This is a genomic window from Jiangella muralis (genome assembly GCF_001270745.1).
GTDB lineage: Bacteria > Actinomycetota > Actinomycetes > Jiangellales > Jiangellaceae > Jiangella > Jiangella muralis.
Genome location: NZ_KQ434751.1, coordinates 114759 through 129892, shown reverse-complemented (window position 1 = coordinate 129892; position 15134 = coordinate 114759). Strand labels below are relative to the sequence as shown.

Below are 15134 nucleotides of genomic sequence, written 5' to 3'. Positions count from 1 at the left end.
AGAGGTTTCACGATGTCCAGCAGCATCGAACGCACCCCTGCGGCGGCCGGAACCGACCGCCGGACCTTCCTGCAACGCGTCGCACTCACCGGCGTGGCCCTCGGGCCCGGCGTCGCCTTCCTCGCCTCCTGCGCGACGGGCGGCGACGACGACGGTGACGACAACGCCTCGCAGGCCCCGACGGGCGACGTGTCCGACGACAACCCGCTCGGCATCCCCACCGACCAGCCGCTGGAGATCGTCATCTTCGACGGCGGCTTCGGCGACGAGTACGCCACCGAGCTGCACGAACCGATGTTCAGCGAGCGCTGGCCCGACATCACGATCGAGCACCGCGCCGCCGTCGACATCGGCGCCGAACTGCAGCCGCGGTTCGTCGCCGGCGACCCGCCGGACTTCGTCAACAACTCCGGCGACGGCCAGATGGACACCGCGACGCTCGTGGCCGACGGCCTGCTGTACGACCTGTCGCCGCTGTTCGACGCGCCGAGCTGGGACGACCCGGACGTGACGGTGCGCGACAGCCTGCTCCCGGGCACGATCGAGTCCGGCACGTTCAACGGCACCCCGTACGTGTTCAACTACGCGTTCACGGTGTTCGGCACTTGGTACAACAAGACGCTCATGGACGAGAACGGCTGGCCGGTGCCGACGACGTGGCAGGAGATGATGGACGTCTGCGCCGACATCGCCGCCACCGGCATCGCGCCGTGGGTGTACCAGGGCCTCACGGCGCCGCGGTACATGAACTGGCCGATCCTGTCGATGGCCGCCAAGCTGGCCGGCCCGGAGGTCCTCATCGCGATCGACAACCTCGAAGAGGGCGCCTGGAGCCACGAGGCGGTGAAGGAGTCGGCCGCCGCGATCCGCCAGCTGGCCGAGAACAGCTACTTCCTCCCCGGCGTCGAGGGCATGGAGTTCCGCGACGCGCAGGGCCTGTGGGCGCGCGGCCAGGCGGTCTTCTGCCCGTCCGGCTCCTGGCTGGAGAACGAGGAGGCCGACGCGATCGCCGAGAACCCGACGTTCGAGCTGGCGATGATGCCCGACCCGCTGCTCTCGCCCGACTCCGTCATGCCGCTGGAGACCGTCCGGGCCACCGCGGGCGAGCCCTACGTCATCCCGGCCGACGCGAAGAACCCGCTGGCCGCGATGGAGTACATGCGGGTCATGCTGTCGATGGACGGCGCCCGCGGCTTCAGCGAGCGCGTCACCAGCCTTACGTCGGTGGCGGGCGCCTCGGACGGCGTGCAGATCGACGCGCCGGGCCTGGCGTCGGCGCAGGCGGCCCTGCAGGCCGCCGGCGACAACGTCGTCAACTGGTTCTACCCGAGCTGGTACCCGACGATGGAGAACCCCGGCATCGACCAGAACACGGCCGCGCTGCTGCGCGCCGAGATCACCGTCGACCAGTGGTCGGAGCAGAACGAGACGGTCGCCGCGACCACCCGCGACGACGACTCCATCGTCAAGCAGACGCGCGAGTCGTAGGGGACCGGCATGCGGCACGGCAAGTATCCCTTCATCCTGGCCTTCCTGCTGCCCCCGGTCGGGATCTACGCGATCTACATGCTGTCGCCGTACGTCCAGGCCATCTACATCTCGATGACCGACTGGAGCGGCTTCACGTCCAGCCAGACGTTCATCGGGTTCGACAACTACGTGGAGATGTGGCACGACGACCAGCTGCGGACGGCGTTGCGCAACAACGTGATCCTGGTGCTCGTCGTGCCCGTCCTCACCCTGCTGCTCGGCCTGTTCTTCGCGTCGATGCTCAACGTCGGCGGCCGCAAGCGCGGGGGAGCGGTGACGGGCGTGCGCGGGGCGCCGGTCTACAAGATCGTGTACTTCTTCCCGCAGGTGCTCTCCGTCGCGATCATCGGCATCGTCTTCAAGTACGTGTTCGCGCCGGAGAACGCCGGTGGCATCCTCAACCGGGTGCTCGGCGCCGTCGGGCTGGGCGGGCTGCAACAACTGTGGCTGGCCGAGCCCAACTACCTGATCTGGATCGTCGTCCTCGTCATGACGTGGTCGTTCGTCGGCTTCTACGTGGTGCTGTTCTCGGCCGCGATGCAGTCGATCCCGCGCGACATCTACGAGGCGGCGCTGCTCGACGGCTCCAGCCGGCTCACCACGTTCCGCAAGATCACCGTCCCGCTGGTGTGGGACACCGTGCAGGTGGGCTGGGTGTACATGGCGATCCAGGCGATGGACGCATTCGCGACGGTGCACATCATGATCGGCATCAACGGCGGCGTGCAGGGCGCCGGCGACGTGCTCGGCACGGCGATGTACCGCGAGGCGTTCGCCGAGGCCGACTTCGGCTATGCGGCCGCCATCGGCGTCCTGATGCTGGTGCTGACCATGCTGGTCGCGATCGTGTTCATGCGCGGCCTGCGGCGCGAGAGGGTGGAGCTGGCATGACGACGACCCAGAGCCCGCCACGGCTCGAGCCGCGCTCGCCCCGCGGCCGGCGCGACCGGCTGCCCGGCGTCGGCGCGGGAGAGAAGGCGATCGGCCTGCTCAACGGCGGTTTCCTGCTGTTGTGGGGGCTCATCACGGCGCTGCCGCTGCTGTGGGCGATCCTGTCCGCGTTCAAGACCAACGGCGAGTTCCGCGTCGACCCGCTCGGCCTGCCGTCCGGCGTCCAGTGGGACAACTTCTCCCGCGCCTGGTCAGCGGCCAACATCGGCCAGTACTTCCTCAACAGCGTCATCGTCGTGTCCATCTCGGTGACGCTGACCATGCTGTTCGGCGCGATGGGCGCCTACGTCCTGGCCCGCTACGACTTCCCCGGCAACCGGTTCATCTACTACCTGTTCCTCGGCGGGCTCATCCTGCCGGTGTTCCTCGCCCTCGTCCCCATGTTCTTCGTCGTCCGCAACCTCGGCTCGCTGCCGGTCATCGGGCAGTTCCTCGGCCTGAACAGCTACCTGAGCCTGGCGCTGGTGTACGTCGCGTTCTCGATGCCGTTCACGGTGTTCTTCCTCACGGCGTTCTTCCGGACGCTGCCGAACTCGATCGCCGAGGCCGGGATCGTGGACGGCTGCTCGCACTTCAGCCTGTTCTGGAAGGTCATGCTGCCGATGGCCCGGCCCGGCCTGATCAGCCTGGCGCTGTTCAACTTCCTCGGCCATTGGAACCAGTACGTGTTGCCGCTGGTCATCATGCAGGACTCGGACAAGAAGGTGCTGGCGCAGGGGCTGGGCACGCTGGCCGCGAGCACCGGCTTCCGGGCCGACTGGTCGGCGTTGTTCGCCGGCCTGGTGATCGCGCTGCTGCCGGTGCTGATCGTCTACATCATCTTCCAGAAGCAGGTGCAGGCCGGCCTGACGGCGGGCGTGCTCAAATGAGTTGACCTCAACCATAGTTGAGGTAGTTCACTGGTCCGCATGACGCTCGAACCCCGCACCGAGAACGATCACGGCCCGCCGCTGGCCGGCGCGAAGGAATGGATCGCGCTGGCCGTCCTGAGCCTACCGGCGATGCTCGTGATCATGGACCTGACAGTGCTGCACCTCGCCGTGCCGCACCTGAGCGCCGACCTGGCGCCGTCGGCGTCGCAACTCCTCTGGATCACCGACATCTACGGCTTCCTGATCGCCGGCTTCCTCATCACGATGGGATCGCTGGGCGACCGGATCGGACGGCGGAAGCTGCTGCTCATCGGCGCGGCCGCGTTCGGCCTGTCGTCGATCCTGTCCGCCTACGCGACCAGCCCGGAGATGCTGATCGGCGCCCGGGCGCTGATGGGCATCGCCGGCGCGACGCTGATGCCGTCGACGCTGTCGCTGATCCGCAACATGTTCCTCGACGACCGGCAACGGACCACCGCGATCTCGTTCTGGATGATGAGCTTCATGGTCGGCGGCTCCATCGGCCCGCTGGTCGGCGGGGCGCTGCTGGAGACGTTCTGGTGGGGCTCGGTCTTCCTCGTCGGCGTGCCGGTGATGGCGTTGCTGCTGATCGCCGGCCCGTTCCTGCTGCCCGAGTACCGCGACCCCCGCGCCGGGCGGCTCGACCTGGTCAGCGCCGTGCTGCTGCTGGCCGCCGTCCTGCCGGTGATCTACGGCATCAAGAAGCTCGCGTCGGACGGGTTCGGCTGGCTGCTGGTCGGCGCGATCGCCGCCGGGGTGCTGTTCGCCGTCCTGTTCGTGCGGCGGCAGCGGTCGCTGGACGACCCGCTGATCGACATCGAGCTGTTCCGGAACCGGTCGTTCGGCGTGACCCTCGGCGTCATGACGACCGCGACGTTCGCAATGATGGGGCTGAACCTGTTCGTCATGCAGTACCTCCAGCTCGTGCACGGGCTGTCGCCGCTGCGTGCGGGGCTGTGGGTGCTGCCGATGACCGGCGCGATGATGGTCGGGATGATGGCCGCGCCGCTGCTCGTGCGGTACGTCCGGCCGGGGTACGTGATCAGTGGCGGCCTGCTGGTCAGTTCCGCCGGCATCGCGCTGATGACGCAGATCGACGGCTCGTCCGGGTTCGGCGTGCTGATCGCGGGGACGTGCGTGATGGCGGCCGGGTTCACGCCGCAGGCGGCGCTCGGCACCGACCTGGTGATCCGGGCCGCGCCGCCGGAGAAGGCGGGCGCCGCGTCGGCCGCGTCGGAGACGAGCAACGAGCTCGGCGGCGCCCTCGGGCTCGCGATCCTCGGCAGTGTCGGTACCGCCGTCTACCGTTCGGGTATGAGCGATTCGCTGCCCTCCGAGCTGCCCGGCGACGCCGCCGCGGCGGCGGGCGACACCCTGGCCGGCGCCACCGCCGTCGCCGCCACCCTGCCCGACGCCGTCGGCGGCCCGCTGCTCGAAGCCGCGCAGGCCGCGTTCACCGACGGGTTGCAGACGACCGCGGTGGTCAGCGCGCTGGCCGTCCTCGCCGGCTCGGTGCTGGCGGCGGTGCTGCTGCGCCGGGTCGGCGTCGACGCCGACTCCGGCGGGGACGCCGCGCCATCCGCCGTCGATTCCGTCGTCGCCGCCGACACCGAGGAGGCGCCGGTCCCATGAGCATGGAGGTCACCGCGTGGAACGCGCTCTACAACGCGATGCACGCGCAGCAGGACACCCGCCCGTTCTCGCGCGCCACGCTGCGCCGCATCTTCGCGTTCGCCCAGCCGCACCGGCGCTACCTGGTGGCGTTCACGGCGCTCAGCATCGTGACGGCGGTCCTCGCGGTGGCCACGCCGGTGCTCGCCGGCCGGGTCGTCAACGCCATCATGGACGGGTCGTCGCAGCGCTACGTCATCGGGCTGGCCGTCGTCATCGCGGTCATCGCGGTCGCCGAGGCGGGCGTCGGCCTGGTGCAGCGCTGGCTGTCGGCCAGCATCGGTGAGGGGCTCATCCTCGACCTGCGCCAGGCCGTCTTCGACCACGTGCAGAAGATGCCGGTCGCGTTCTTCACCCGCACCCGCACCGGCGCGCTCGTCAGCCGGCTGAACAACGACGTCATCGGTGCGCAGCGGGCGTTCAGCGACCTGCTCTCCGGCGTCGTCAGCAACGTCGTCATGCTGGTGCTGGCGCTCGTCGTCATGCTGGACATCTCGTGGCAGATCACGCTGCTCTCACTGGCGCTGCTGCCGGTGTTCGTGCTGCCGGCGCGGCGCATGGGCGGCAAACTTGCCCGGCTCGAACGCGAGGCGGCCAACCACAACGCCGTCATGGGCACCCAGATGACGGAACGGTTCTCCGCACCCGGCGCCACGCTGGTGAAGCTGTTCAGCCGCCCCGAGCGCGAGTCGGCCGAGTTCTCCGTCCGGGCCCGCCGGGTGCGCGACATCGGGCTGCGCACCGCCATGGTGCAGTGGATCTTCGTCACGGCGCTCACGCTGGTGGGTGCGCTGGCGCTGGCCCTGGTCTACGGGCTGGGCGGGTTCTACGCGCTGCGCGACCAGCTCGACGCCGGCGCGGTCGTGTCCATGGCGCTGCTGCTGACCCGCCTGTACGCGCCGCTCACGGCGCTGGCCAGCGCGCGGGTCGAGGTCATGAGCGCGCTGGTCAGCTTCGCCCGGGTGTTCGAGGTGCTCGACCTCAAGCCGCTCATCGTCGAGAAGCCCGACGCGCGTGCGGTGCCCGACGGCCCGGTCTCGGTCGAGTTCGACGACGTCCACTTCAGCTACCCGGCCGCCGACAAGGTGTCGCTGGCGTCGCTCGAAGAGGTCGCCATGCTCGACACCCGCGGCGGCGACGAGGTGCTGCACGGCGTCTCGTTCACCGCCGAGCCTGGTCAGATGGTCGCGCTGGTCGGGTCGTCCGGCGCCGGCAAGTCGACCATCGCGCAACTGCTGCCGCGGCTCTACGACGTCGACTCCGGCGCCATCCGGCTCAGCGGCGTCGACGTCCGCGACCTCACCACGGCATCCGTCCGCGAGACGCTGGGCATGGTCACGCAGGACGGTCACCTCTTCCACGAGTCGATCCGCGACAACCTGCTCATCGCGCGGCCCTCCGCATCGGACGACGACCTCTGGGACGCGCTGCGGCGGTCCAGGCTCGACGCCCTGGTGGCGTCGCTGCCCGACGGGCTCGAGACGGTCGTGGGGGAGCGCGGCTATCGGCTGTCCGGCGGTGAGCGGCAGCGGCTGACGATCGCGCGGCTGCTGCTGGCCCGGCCGCGGGTGGTGATCCTCGACGAGGCGACGGCGCACCTCGACTCCACCTCCGAGGCGGCGGTGCAGGAGGCACTCGGCGAGGCGCTGGAAGGGCGGACGGCAGTCGTCATCGCGCACCGCCTGTCGACGGTCCGGTCGGCCGACCAGATCCTCGTCATCGAGTCCGGCCAGGTCGTCGAACGGGGGACGCATTCGGAGCTGCTCTCGGCCGGCGGCCGGTACGCGCAGCTCCACCACACCCAGTTCGACCAGCCGAGCGCCGGCGGGGCGGCGGACCGTGGCGGCTCGGCCGACGGCTCGGTGGCCGATGGGGCGGTGGCGCACCCATGACGGACGTCACCACCCGGCCGTGAGGTTCCGCCGGCCCCATGATCATCGGCGATCGACCACGCCAGGACGTGGTCGATCGCCGATGATCATGGGGGAGTGCCGTCAGCCGCGGAGTTCGCGGGCCAGCTCGGCCACCCGGCCGGACCAGGCGAGGTCGTCGGCGGCCGGGTCACCGGTGACGGTGAGGGCGAGGCGGGCGCCGTGGCCGGTGCCCTCGCCCAGTTCCCAGCGCACGTGGGCGCCGCCGGGAGTGGTGTAGGCGAGCACCTTCGGCTCGTCGCGCTCCAGGACGCCGTCGGACGGGGCGTCGGCGAGGCGCTCGATGACCGGCCAGGCGACGTCGGCCGGGGCGGTGAGCTGCCGCTCGAACCGGACCCGCGGCGCACCGTCGACGGTCGAGGCGACGCCGGCGCCCAGCTGGAACCGGTCGACGAATGCGTCGTGCTGGGCGGCGGACGGGGAAGCGGCCGAGACCGGCTCGCCGGACAGCAGCTGGCCCAGGCCGACGAAGCACTGGCTCCATCCGGACGCGAAGCTGGCGGCGCCGTAGCGGTCGTCGAAGACGTGGGTGAACTCCAGCAGGCAGCCGTCGCCGTCGTCGCGCAGGGAGAACTGCAGCAGGTCGTCGCCCCAGGTGAAGGCGAGCACGTGACCCGGCGACACCTCGACCACCTGGCCGCCGACCGCCGGGCCGCCGCCGTCGCCCCAGTCGAAGCGGACGTCACCGCCGGCCACGAGACCGAACTCGGCCCGGGCGGGGAACCACTGAACGAGCCGGTCGGGCTCGGTCAGCGCCCGCCAGACCTGGGCGCGCGGGTGCCGGAACCGGCGCTCCATGCGCAGCACGCTGCGGTCGCCGTCGGTGTGCAGGGACTCGGTCATGATCACTCCTCGTAGAGATGTGCGAGGCCGGCGGCGCGCTGCCAGACGTCCCAGTCGATGGGGCGGACGTCGAGGGCGGCCGCCAGCAGGTCGCGATGGCCGCGCCGGAACCGTCGCCGGTCGACGGTGAGGACGCGGCCGGCGACGGGGTCGGCGGGGACGCCGAAGCGGGTGCGCTGCTCGTCGGTCGGGTGGAACCAGAAGGTCGCGCCGGGGGTGAGCTCGAGCTCGACGACGGCGGGGAAGCGCCAGCCGCGCAGTTCGGCGGGGTCGGTGAGCGCCCGCCACACCTTGGCCGGCGGATGGGCGAACCGGCGTTCGAACCGGACCTCCACCCGCCCGCCGCCGACGCGGCGCACCGTGCCCGGGGCGGTCACTCGTCCTCCATGGCGTCGAGGTGCCGTTCGAGGGCGTCGAAGCGGCCGGCCCACATCCACCGGTACGGCGTCAGCCAGGCGTCGATCTCGGCGAGCGGTTCGGGCCGCAACTCGTACCAGCGCCGCTGCGCCTCGGGACGGACGGTGACCAGTCCGGCCTCGCGCAGCACCCGCAGGTGCTTGGACGTGCCCGGCTGGGACAGGCCGACGGCGGCGGTCAGCTCGCCGGCCAGCCGGGGACGCTCCCGGAGCAGGTCCAGGATGCGCCGCCGGGCGGGGTCGGCGAGGACGCCGAACGGTTCAGTCGACATGCCATCGACGTTAGCCAACCAGCTATATAACCGCAAGGGCATATTCAGGCAGCCGCCACGGCATCGTCCGTTCGGTCAACCCACGCCGTACCAACGGACGAAATTTGCGTTCCAACGCCGCCACAACGGGTGCGACCTGGGGAAACGCGGCGTGGCGCGGCTCGTTCGCGTTGCGGCCACGGGATAGTCGGTAGATCATCGACGAAGCAGGGTTTTCCTCATCGGCCGGCACCGGCCGGGGAGTGTTGGGCGAGCTCAGAGACCGACGGATCGCTGTCAGGGACGGGCGGCGAGGAGCAGGAGGATCACGATGTTGCGCCGGGACACGGAGTACGTGTTGACCTGGAACGCACAGAACCACAGCTGGCTGGTGCGGCCGATCGAACGCGACGGGAACCAGATCATGCAGATCGGCGGCGGCACCCAGATGGGTGATCCCGCCTGGGCCATGTCCGGCTGGGACGACTAGTACCGCGACGCCCGCGGCCATCCGTCGTCCGGCGCACTCCGTCGTCCAACAACGACCCCGGTAGTACGCACGCGGTGCCGGCTGCCCTCCGCCATGAGCGTGGGGCAGCCGGCACCGCGTCATGTGCGGCCCGGGTGGACTGGCTACTGACCGTCCGACAGCTCCGTCGAGCCCGAGCCCTCCGGCGGCGTGACCTGGCCGACGCCGGAGTCGTCGTCCAGCTCGTCGGCGGCAACCTGGAGGTCGGGGTCGGTGACGAACGCGAAGCCCTGGTCCACCGTCACGTCCATCTCGGCCAGCGGAATCTCGCTGTTGTTGCCGAAGAGGTCGCTCACCGCGATGCCGACGAGGGAGCCGTCGGCCCGCTCGTAGACGATGCTGAACAGCAGGTGCATTTCCGGGTTCGGGCCGCCGACCAGCGCGGTCTCGTCGGTGCCGGGGATCGGCTGCTCCGTGCAACGGCCGGTGTCGATCTCGCAGCCGATGTTGACGGCGAAGTCCTGGCGCGCGAACTCGTACTCGTCGGCGTAGCCCGGCCCGGTGACCGCCACCTGCACCAGCCCCATGCCGTCGTCGCCGTCGACGAGCCACTCGAGCTTGGTGCCGATGTTCGTCCCGCCCCCGGTGATGCCGGTCGACGCGGCCGGTAGGTGCTCGTGCGCCGGGTCGAGGTGCTCGACGGCCGTGTCGAGCAGCAGCTGCCGGGTCGCCGGCGCGGGGAGGTCGTCGCCGTAACCGTCGTCGGCGGAGGTCGGCGTGCTGGTGGGCGCCTCCGTCGGCATCGCGGTGGTGTCGCTCGACGGGTCGGCGGGCGCCTGCGACGGCGCGTCGCCGGCGCCGCGGCCGGCCACCGGAACCTCCTCGGCGCCGGACGGCCCGCCACCGGGCAGCGCGAACGCCACCCCTGCCGCCACCGCGACCACCCCCGCGACCCCGCCGGTCAGGGTGACCGCGCGGCGCCGGCGCAGGTGCCGCCGTCCCCGGGCGAGATCGTCGGCCGCCAGGGAGGCCATCGGCGGCTCGCCGGTGAACCCCATGCGCCGGAACCGCTCGCCCAGCTGGTCGTCCTCGTTCATCTCGATCGCCTCTCGGTCGTCGTCACGTCGTCGGTCGACAGGGAGGCGCGCAGGCCGGCCATCGCCCGTGCGGTCTGGCTCTTCACCGTGCCCGTGGTGCAGCCGAGGTCGTCGGCGGTCTCCTCCACGCTCAGCCCGCACCAGTAGCGCAGCACCACGGTGGCGCGTTGCCGCTGCGGCAGGGCCTTGAGCGCACCGATGAGCGCGTCGCTGTCCTCCAGCGAGAGCGTCTCCGGCGCGGCGGCGTCGATGCCGTCGAGCCCGATGCGCTCGCGGCGCCACGGCCGCCGCTTCTCGTCCAGGTGCGCCCGCACGATGATGCGGCGGACGTACGCGTCCTCGGCGCCGTCGGTGTGGATGCGGGGCCAGGCCGCGTACAGCTTGATCAACGCGGTCTGCACCAGATCCTCGGCGGCGTGCCAGTCTCCGCACACGAGGTAGGCGACGCGGCGCAGATACCCACGCCGCGCATCGACGTAGGCCACGAACTCGTCAGCTCGCGCGTGCCGTCTGCTCACTCCACCAACTCCTCGTGCGCTCATCCTGTCTCACCCACTAGACGGAGCGCACGGACACCGGGTTGTCGCGGACCCCGAAGAAATGTCCGGGGGCTAGCCCCACCCCGGGCCGGTGCCTGGCACCAGTGTGATGCCCGCCCGCCGCGGCCAGCATGGTGAACGACCTGTTGATCACCTGCTCGGAGGGCCGCCCGGTGTCTCACACCACCAGCTCCCGCTACTCCCGTCCACCCGTGACCGTCCGGATCGCGCGCTGGAGCGCGACCCACCCCGGCCGCGCCATCGGCGGCTGGTTCGCGTTCGTCGTGCTGTGCCTCGCCGCGATGAGCGTCGCCGGCATCCAGCAGGCCAGCCAGCTCGACCTCGGCATCGGCGAGTCCGGCCGGGCCGAGCGCATGCTCGACGAGGGCGGGCTGGAGGCGCCGATCACCGAGAACGTCCTGATCACGCCGGCCGGCCCGGACGCCGAGGCGGCCGCCGCAGACGTCGCGGAGCGGATGGCCGCGCTGCCCGAGGTCGAGTCCGTCGGCGACCCGGTCACCGCGCCGGACGGCGACGCCGTCACCGTCCCCATCGCGATGACCGCCGACGAGGAGCACGCCGAGGACGACGTCCAGGCGCTGCGCGACGTCACCGCCGAGGTGCAGGAGCAGTACCCGGACCTGCGGGTCGAGCAGGCCGGCGAGGCGTCGGTGATGAAGGACTTCTTCGGCCTGCTGGAGGAGGACCTCGGCACCATCGCCATGCTCAGCCTGCCGATCACGCTGCTCGTGCTGCTGGTCGCGTTCGGCGCGATCCTGGCCGCCGGGGTGCCGGTGCTGCTGGCGATCTCGTCGGTCGGGTCGGCGATCGGGTTGTACGCGCTGGCGTCGTACGCCGTGCCCGACGGCGGCACCGTCACGCACCTGGTGCTGCTCATCGGCATGGCCGTCGGCGTCGACTACTCGCTGTTCTACCTGCGCCGCGAGCGGGAGGAGCGGGCCAAGGGACGGAGCACGCTCGAGGCCGTGGAGATCGCGGCCGCCACGTCCGGCCACTCCGTCGTGGTGTCCGGGCTGGCCGTCGCGGTCTCGATGGCCGGGCTCTACCTGGCCGCCGACGTCAACTTCGCCTCGATGGCCACCGGCGCCATCCTCGTCGTCGCGATCGCCGTCATCGGGTCGCTGACGGTCCTGCCGGCCCTGCTGACCAAGCTCGGCCACCGCATCGACCGCCCGCGCGTCCCGGTGCTGTGGCGGCTGACGAACCAGCAGCGGCCGCCGCGGTTCTGGCCGGCCGTGCTGCGCCCGGCGCTGCGCCGTCCCGTTGTCACGCTGGTCGTCTCGGTACTGGCGCTGCTCGCGCTGGCCGCGCCCGCCCTGAACCTGAAGCTGGCCAACCCGGACGAGGCCGCGTTCCCGCGCAGCCTGCCGGTCATGCAGAGCTACGACCGGCTGGTCGAGGCGTTCCCGAGCACCGGCGCCGCGCACGTCGTCGTGGTCGAGGCCCCGGCCGGCGAGGCCGGCGACGTCCGCGCCGCGCTGGAGGAGCTGGCCGGCCGCACCGGCGCCGACGAGAACTTCGCGCACGACCAGGAGCCGGTGGTCGCGCAGTCGGAGGACGGGCGGATCAGCTCGCTGCGGGTGGGTGTGCCGTTCGGGCCGGATTCGGACGAGGCGGCGCACTCGCTGGACGTGCTGCGCGACGAGCTCATTCCGGCGACGGTGGGCGCGCTGCCGAGCGCCGAGGCGGCGGTGACGGGCGAGGTCGCCGACAGTGTCGACTACAACGACAACCTGGCCGCGAAACTGCCGTGGATCATCGCGTTCGTGCTGGTCCTGGCGTTCGTGATGATGACGGTGACGTTCCGCTCCGTCGTCGTCGGCCTCACCACGGTGTTCGTGAACCTGCTGTCGACGGTGGCCGCGTTCGGCGTGCTGGCGCTGGTGTTCCAGTACTCGTGGGCCGAAGGGCTGCTGAACTTCAGCTCGACCGGCACCGTCGTGGTGTGGATCCCGCTGTTCCTGTTCGTGATCCTGTTCGGGCTGTCGATGGACTACCACGTGTTCGTCGTCAGCCGCATCCGTGAGGCGGCCGATCGCGGGCTGCCGATCCGCGACGCCGTCCGCTCCGGCATCACCACCTCGGCCGGCACGGTCACCAGTGCGGCGCTCGTCATGGTGGCCGTGTTCGGGCTGTTCGCCGCGATGCGGGTGCTGGAGATGAAGCAGATGGGCGTCGGGCTGGCGGTCGCGGTGCTGATCGACGCGGTCGTGATCCGCGCCGTCGTCCTGCCGTCGCTGATGGCGCTGCTCGGGAACGCCAACTGGTGGGCGCCGCGGTGGCTGCGCCGGTCCCGTCCGGCCGTCGGCGCCGAGGCCGAGCGCGAGCTCACCCCCGTCGGCTGATGTTGTGGCTGACGGCGGTCCCGGGTAGCCGCGGCGGCGGGGTTCGCGTGAGGATGGCCGGCATGGCTGACGATCTCTCGACGCTGCGGGCCCGGTACGACGCCGTCGTGGTGGGCGGCGGGCACAACGGGCTCACCGCCGCCGCCTACCTCGCCCGCGCCGGCCGCAGCGTGGTGGTGCTGGAGCGCCTCGACCACGTCGGGGGAGCGGCCGTCTCGGAGCGGCCGTTCCCCGGCGTCGACGCCCGGCTGTCGCGGTACTCGTACCTGGTGTCGCTGCTGCCGCGGCAGATCGTCGACGAGCTGGCGCTGCCGATCACGCTGCGGCGGCGCCGGTACTCGTCCTACACCCCGGTCGGCGCCGGCGGGCTGCTGGTCGACACCGGGTCGCGCGACGCGACCCGGGCGTCGTTCCCGTCGGCCGCCGATCACGATGCCTGGGAGCGGTTCTACGCCATGACCGGCGAGGTGGCCCGGCGGGTGGCCCCGACGCTCACGTCGCCGCTGCTCCCGGCCGCGGAGTTTCGCGACGTCGTCGCGTCGGACGAGGCGTGGACGGCGCTGTTCGAGCGGCCGGTCGGCGCGGTCGTCCGCGACACGTTCGCCGACGACACGGTGCGCGGCGTCGTCGCCACCGACGCGCTGATCGGCACCTTCGCCGCCGTCGACGAGCCGTCGCTGCGGCAGAACCGGTGCTTCCTGTACCACGTCATCGGCAACGGGACCGGCGACTGGGACGTCCCGGTCGGCGGCATGGGCGCGGTCAGCGGGGCGCTGCGCGACGCGGCGGTGGCGGCGGGCGCCGTCATCGTGACCGGGGCGACGGTGACGGCGATCGACCCCGGCGCGGGCGAGGTGTCGTTCACCTCCCGCGACGGGGTGGCCCGCTCGGTCGGGGCAGGACACGTGCTGGCCGGCTGCGCGCCGTCGACGTTGGCTCGGCTGCTGGGGGAGGAGGCGCCGGGGGAGGCGCCCGAGGGGGCCCAGCTGAAGATCAACCTGGTGCTGACCCGGCTGCCGCGGCTGCGCTCGGACGTCGACCCGGCGGCCGCGTTCAGCGGGACGTTCCACGTCAACGAGTCGCTGACGCAGCTCGAGACGGCGTACGCGCAGGCCGCCGGGGGAGCGGTGCCGGAGCTGCCGCCGTGCGAGATCTACTGCCACTCGCTGACCGACCCGTCCATCCTCGGGCCGTCGCTGCGCGAGGCGGGCGCGCACACGATCACGCTGTTCGGGCTGCACCTGCCGGCGCGGCTGTTCCGGTCCGACCCCGACGGTGCCCGCGAGGCGGCCGTCAAGGCGACGCTGGCCTCGCTGAACTCCGTCCTGGCCGAGCCGATCGAGGACTGCCTCGCCGTCGACGCCGACGGCCGGGCCTGCCTCGACGCACGCACCCCGCTCGACCTCGAGGCGTCGGTCGGCCTGCCCGGCGGGCACATCTTCCACCGGGACCTCGCCTGGCCGTTCGCCGAGTCCCCGGCCGACGTCGGCCGGTGGGGCGTCGAGACGGCGCATCCGCGGGTGCTGCTGTGCGGGGCCGGTGCCCGGCGCGGCGGGGGAGTGAGCGGCATCCCCGGCCGGGCCGCGGCGATGGCGGTGCTGGGCCGATGAGCGGCGGCGCCGCGGCGCTGGCCGAACTGCCGCCGTCGGCGATCGACGCCGAGGAAGCGCTGTTCACGCAGGCGCTGGAGCTGCGCCGGGCGATCGGTGACCGCGCCGGCATCGCCGAGTCGCTGTTCGGCGTCGGGCTCGTGCACCAGGTGCTACGCGGCGACTGGGACACCGCCATGCCGTACTTCCGCGAGGCGCTGATCGAGGCCGACGCGCACGGCGACCTCTACACGCGGTCCGAGGCGTACCGTCACGTCGGCTTCTTCCACCTGGTCGTCTCCGGCCGGCCGTCCGAGGCTGTCGACCACCTCGCCCGGTCGCTGGAGTTGCGCGAGGAACTGGGCGACCCGCGGCTGCTGGCCAGCGCGTCGCTGGCGCTCGGTCAGGCCCTGCTGATCGCCGGCCGCCGCGAGGCCGGGCTGGCGGCCCTGCGCGACGCCGTCGACGCCGGGGCCGCCGCCGGGCTGCGTCGGCCCTGGGCCGACGGCGCCCGCGACTGGCTGCGGCGCGCCGAGGCCGGCGAGATGCCGTCCTTCTAGTACGGGCAGCGGCGGTCGCGACCCGGGG

The 15134-nt window shown here is 71.9% G+C and carries 14 protein-coding genes; 9 read left to right on the top strand and 5 right to left on the bottom strand.

The window, feature by feature from the left end:
- Positions 1 to 12 precede the first annotated feature (12 nt).
- Genes ngcE through ACW62_RS00540 form a run of 5 tightly spaced genes read left to right on the top strand, consistent with a single transcriptional unit; the run spans position 13 to position 6937 of the window.
- The gene (gene ngcE, locus ACW62_RS00560) at positions 13 to 1488 is read left to right on the top strand and encodes an N-acetylglucosamine/diacetylchitobiose ABC transporter substrate-binding protein (RefSeq protein ID WP_053202141.1); all 1476 of its coding nucleotides are present in this window, start codon (positions 13 to 15) and stop codon (positions 1486 to 1488) included.
- A gap of 9 nt (positions 1489 to 1497) precedes the next feature.
- Positions 1498 to 2421 (top strand): carbohydrate ABC transporter permease, encoded by a 924-nt coding sequence (locus ACW62_RS00555; RefSeq protein WP_053202140.1) that lies wholly within the window; start codon positions 1498 to 1500, stop codon positions 2419 to 2421.
- The gene (locus tag ACW62_RS00550) at positions 2418 to 3350 is read left to right on the top strand and encodes a carbohydrate ABC transporter permease (RefSeq protein ID WP_053202139.1); all 933 of its coding nucleotides are present in this window, start codon (positions 2418 to 2420) and stop codon (positions 3348 to 3350) included. The genes ACW62_RS00555 and ACW62_RS00550 overlap by 4 nt, the downstream gene beginning before the upstream one ends.
- 39 nt (positions 3351 to 3389) lie before the next feature.
- Positions 3390 to 5006: an MFS transporter gene (locus ACW62_RS00545; protein WP_053202138.1), complete on the top strand. Its 1617-nt coding sequence runs from the start codon at positions 3390 to 3392 to the stop codon at positions 5004 to 5006.
- Positions 5003 to 6937: an ABC transporter ATP-binding protein gene (locus tag ACW62_RS00540; protein ID WP_053202137.1), complete on the top strand. Its 1935-nt coding sequence runs from the start codon at positions 5003 to 5005 to the stop codon at positions 6935 to 6937. Before ACW62_RS00545 ends, ACW62_RS00540 begins: the two co-directional genes overlap by 4 nt.
- Positions 6938 to 7039: 102 nt before the next feature.
- Here ACW62_RS00540 and ACW62_RS00535 read toward each other — a convergent pair whose 3' ends face one another.
- The 3 genes from ACW62_RS00535 to ACW62_RS00525 are packed head-to-tail and all read right to left on the bottom strand — an operon-like array spanning position 7040 to position 8507.
- Positions 7040 to 7819 carry an SRPBCC domain-containing protein gene (locus ACW62_RS00535; RefSeq protein ID WP_053202136.1) on the bottom strand — a complete coding sequence of 260 codons (780 nt, stop codon included), beginning with the start codon at positions 7817 to 7819 and terminating at the stop codon, positions 7040 to 7042.
- 2 nt (positions 7820 to 7821) lie between these two features.
- Positions 7822 to 8196, bottom strand: coding sequence for an SRPBCC domain-containing protein (locus ACW62_RS00530; protein WP_053202135.1), 375 nt, complete (start codon positions 8194 to 8196; stop codon positions 7822 to 7824).
- On the bottom strand, positions 8193 to 8507 hold the full coding sequence (locus ACW62_RS00525) for an ArsR/SmtB family transcription factor (protein WP_053202134.1): 315 nt from the start codon (positions 8505 to 8507) through the stop codon (positions 8193 to 8195). The genes ACW62_RS00530 and ACW62_RS00525 overlap by 4 nt, the downstream gene beginning before the upstream one ends.
- A gap of 310 nt (positions 8508 to 8817) precedes the next feature.
- On the opposite strand from ACW62_RS00525, the gene ACW62_RS33665 reads away from it, so the two are divergent.
- A complete protein-coding gene (locus ACW62_RS33665; protein ID WP_157574251.1) occupies positions 8818 to 8976 on the top strand; it encodes a hypothetical protein in 159 nt (52 codons plus the stop codon).
- A 143-nt stretch (positions 8977 to 9119) separates the two neighbouring features.
- Here ACW62_RS33665 and ACW62_RS00520 read toward each other — a convergent pair whose 3' ends face one another.
- Both ACW62_RS00520 and ACW62_RS00515 read right to left on the bottom strand, forming a co-directional pair.
- Entirely contained in the window at positions 9120 to 10052 is a 933-nt protein-coding gene (locus ACW62_RS00520) for a hypothetical protein (protein ID WP_053202133.1), read from the bottom strand.
- The gene (locus tag ACW62_RS00515) at positions 10049 to 10570 is read right to left on the bottom strand and encodes a SigE family RNA polymerase sigma factor (RefSeq protein ID WP_240477188.1); all 522 of its coding nucleotides are present in this window, start codon (positions 10568 to 10570) and stop codon (positions 10049 to 10051) included. Before ACW62_RS00515 ends, ACW62_RS00520 begins: the two co-directional genes overlap by 4 nt.
- A 233-nt stretch (positions 10571 to 10803) precedes the next feature.
- Between ACW62_RS00515 and ACW62_RS00510 the strand changes: the two genes are divergently transcribed.
- The 3 genes from ACW62_RS00510 to ACW62_RS00500 all read left to right on the top strand — a co-directional run bounded on the left by ACW62_RS00510 (position 10804) and on the right by ACW62_RS00500 (position 15106).
- On the top strand, positions 10804 to 12957 hold the full coding sequence (locus ACW62_RS00510) for an MMPL family transporter (protein ID WP_205629051.1): 2154 nt from the start codon (positions 10804 to 10806) through the stop codon (positions 12955 to 12957).
- 62 nt (positions 12958 to 13019) lie between these two features.
- Positions 13020 to 14567, top strand: a complete 1548-nt coding sequence (locus tag ACW62_RS00505; RefSeq protein ID WP_053202131.1) for a phytoene desaturase family protein — start codon at positions 13020 to 13022, stop codon at positions 14565 to 14567.
- Positions 14564 to 15106 (top strand): hypothetical protein, encoded by a 543-nt coding sequence (locus ACW62_RS00500; protein ID WP_053202130.1) that lies wholly within the window; start codon positions 14564 to 14566, stop codon positions 15104 to 15106. Before ACW62_RS00505 ends, ACW62_RS00500 begins: the two co-directional genes overlap by 4 nt.
- Positions 15107 to 15134: the final 28 nt, after the last annotated feature.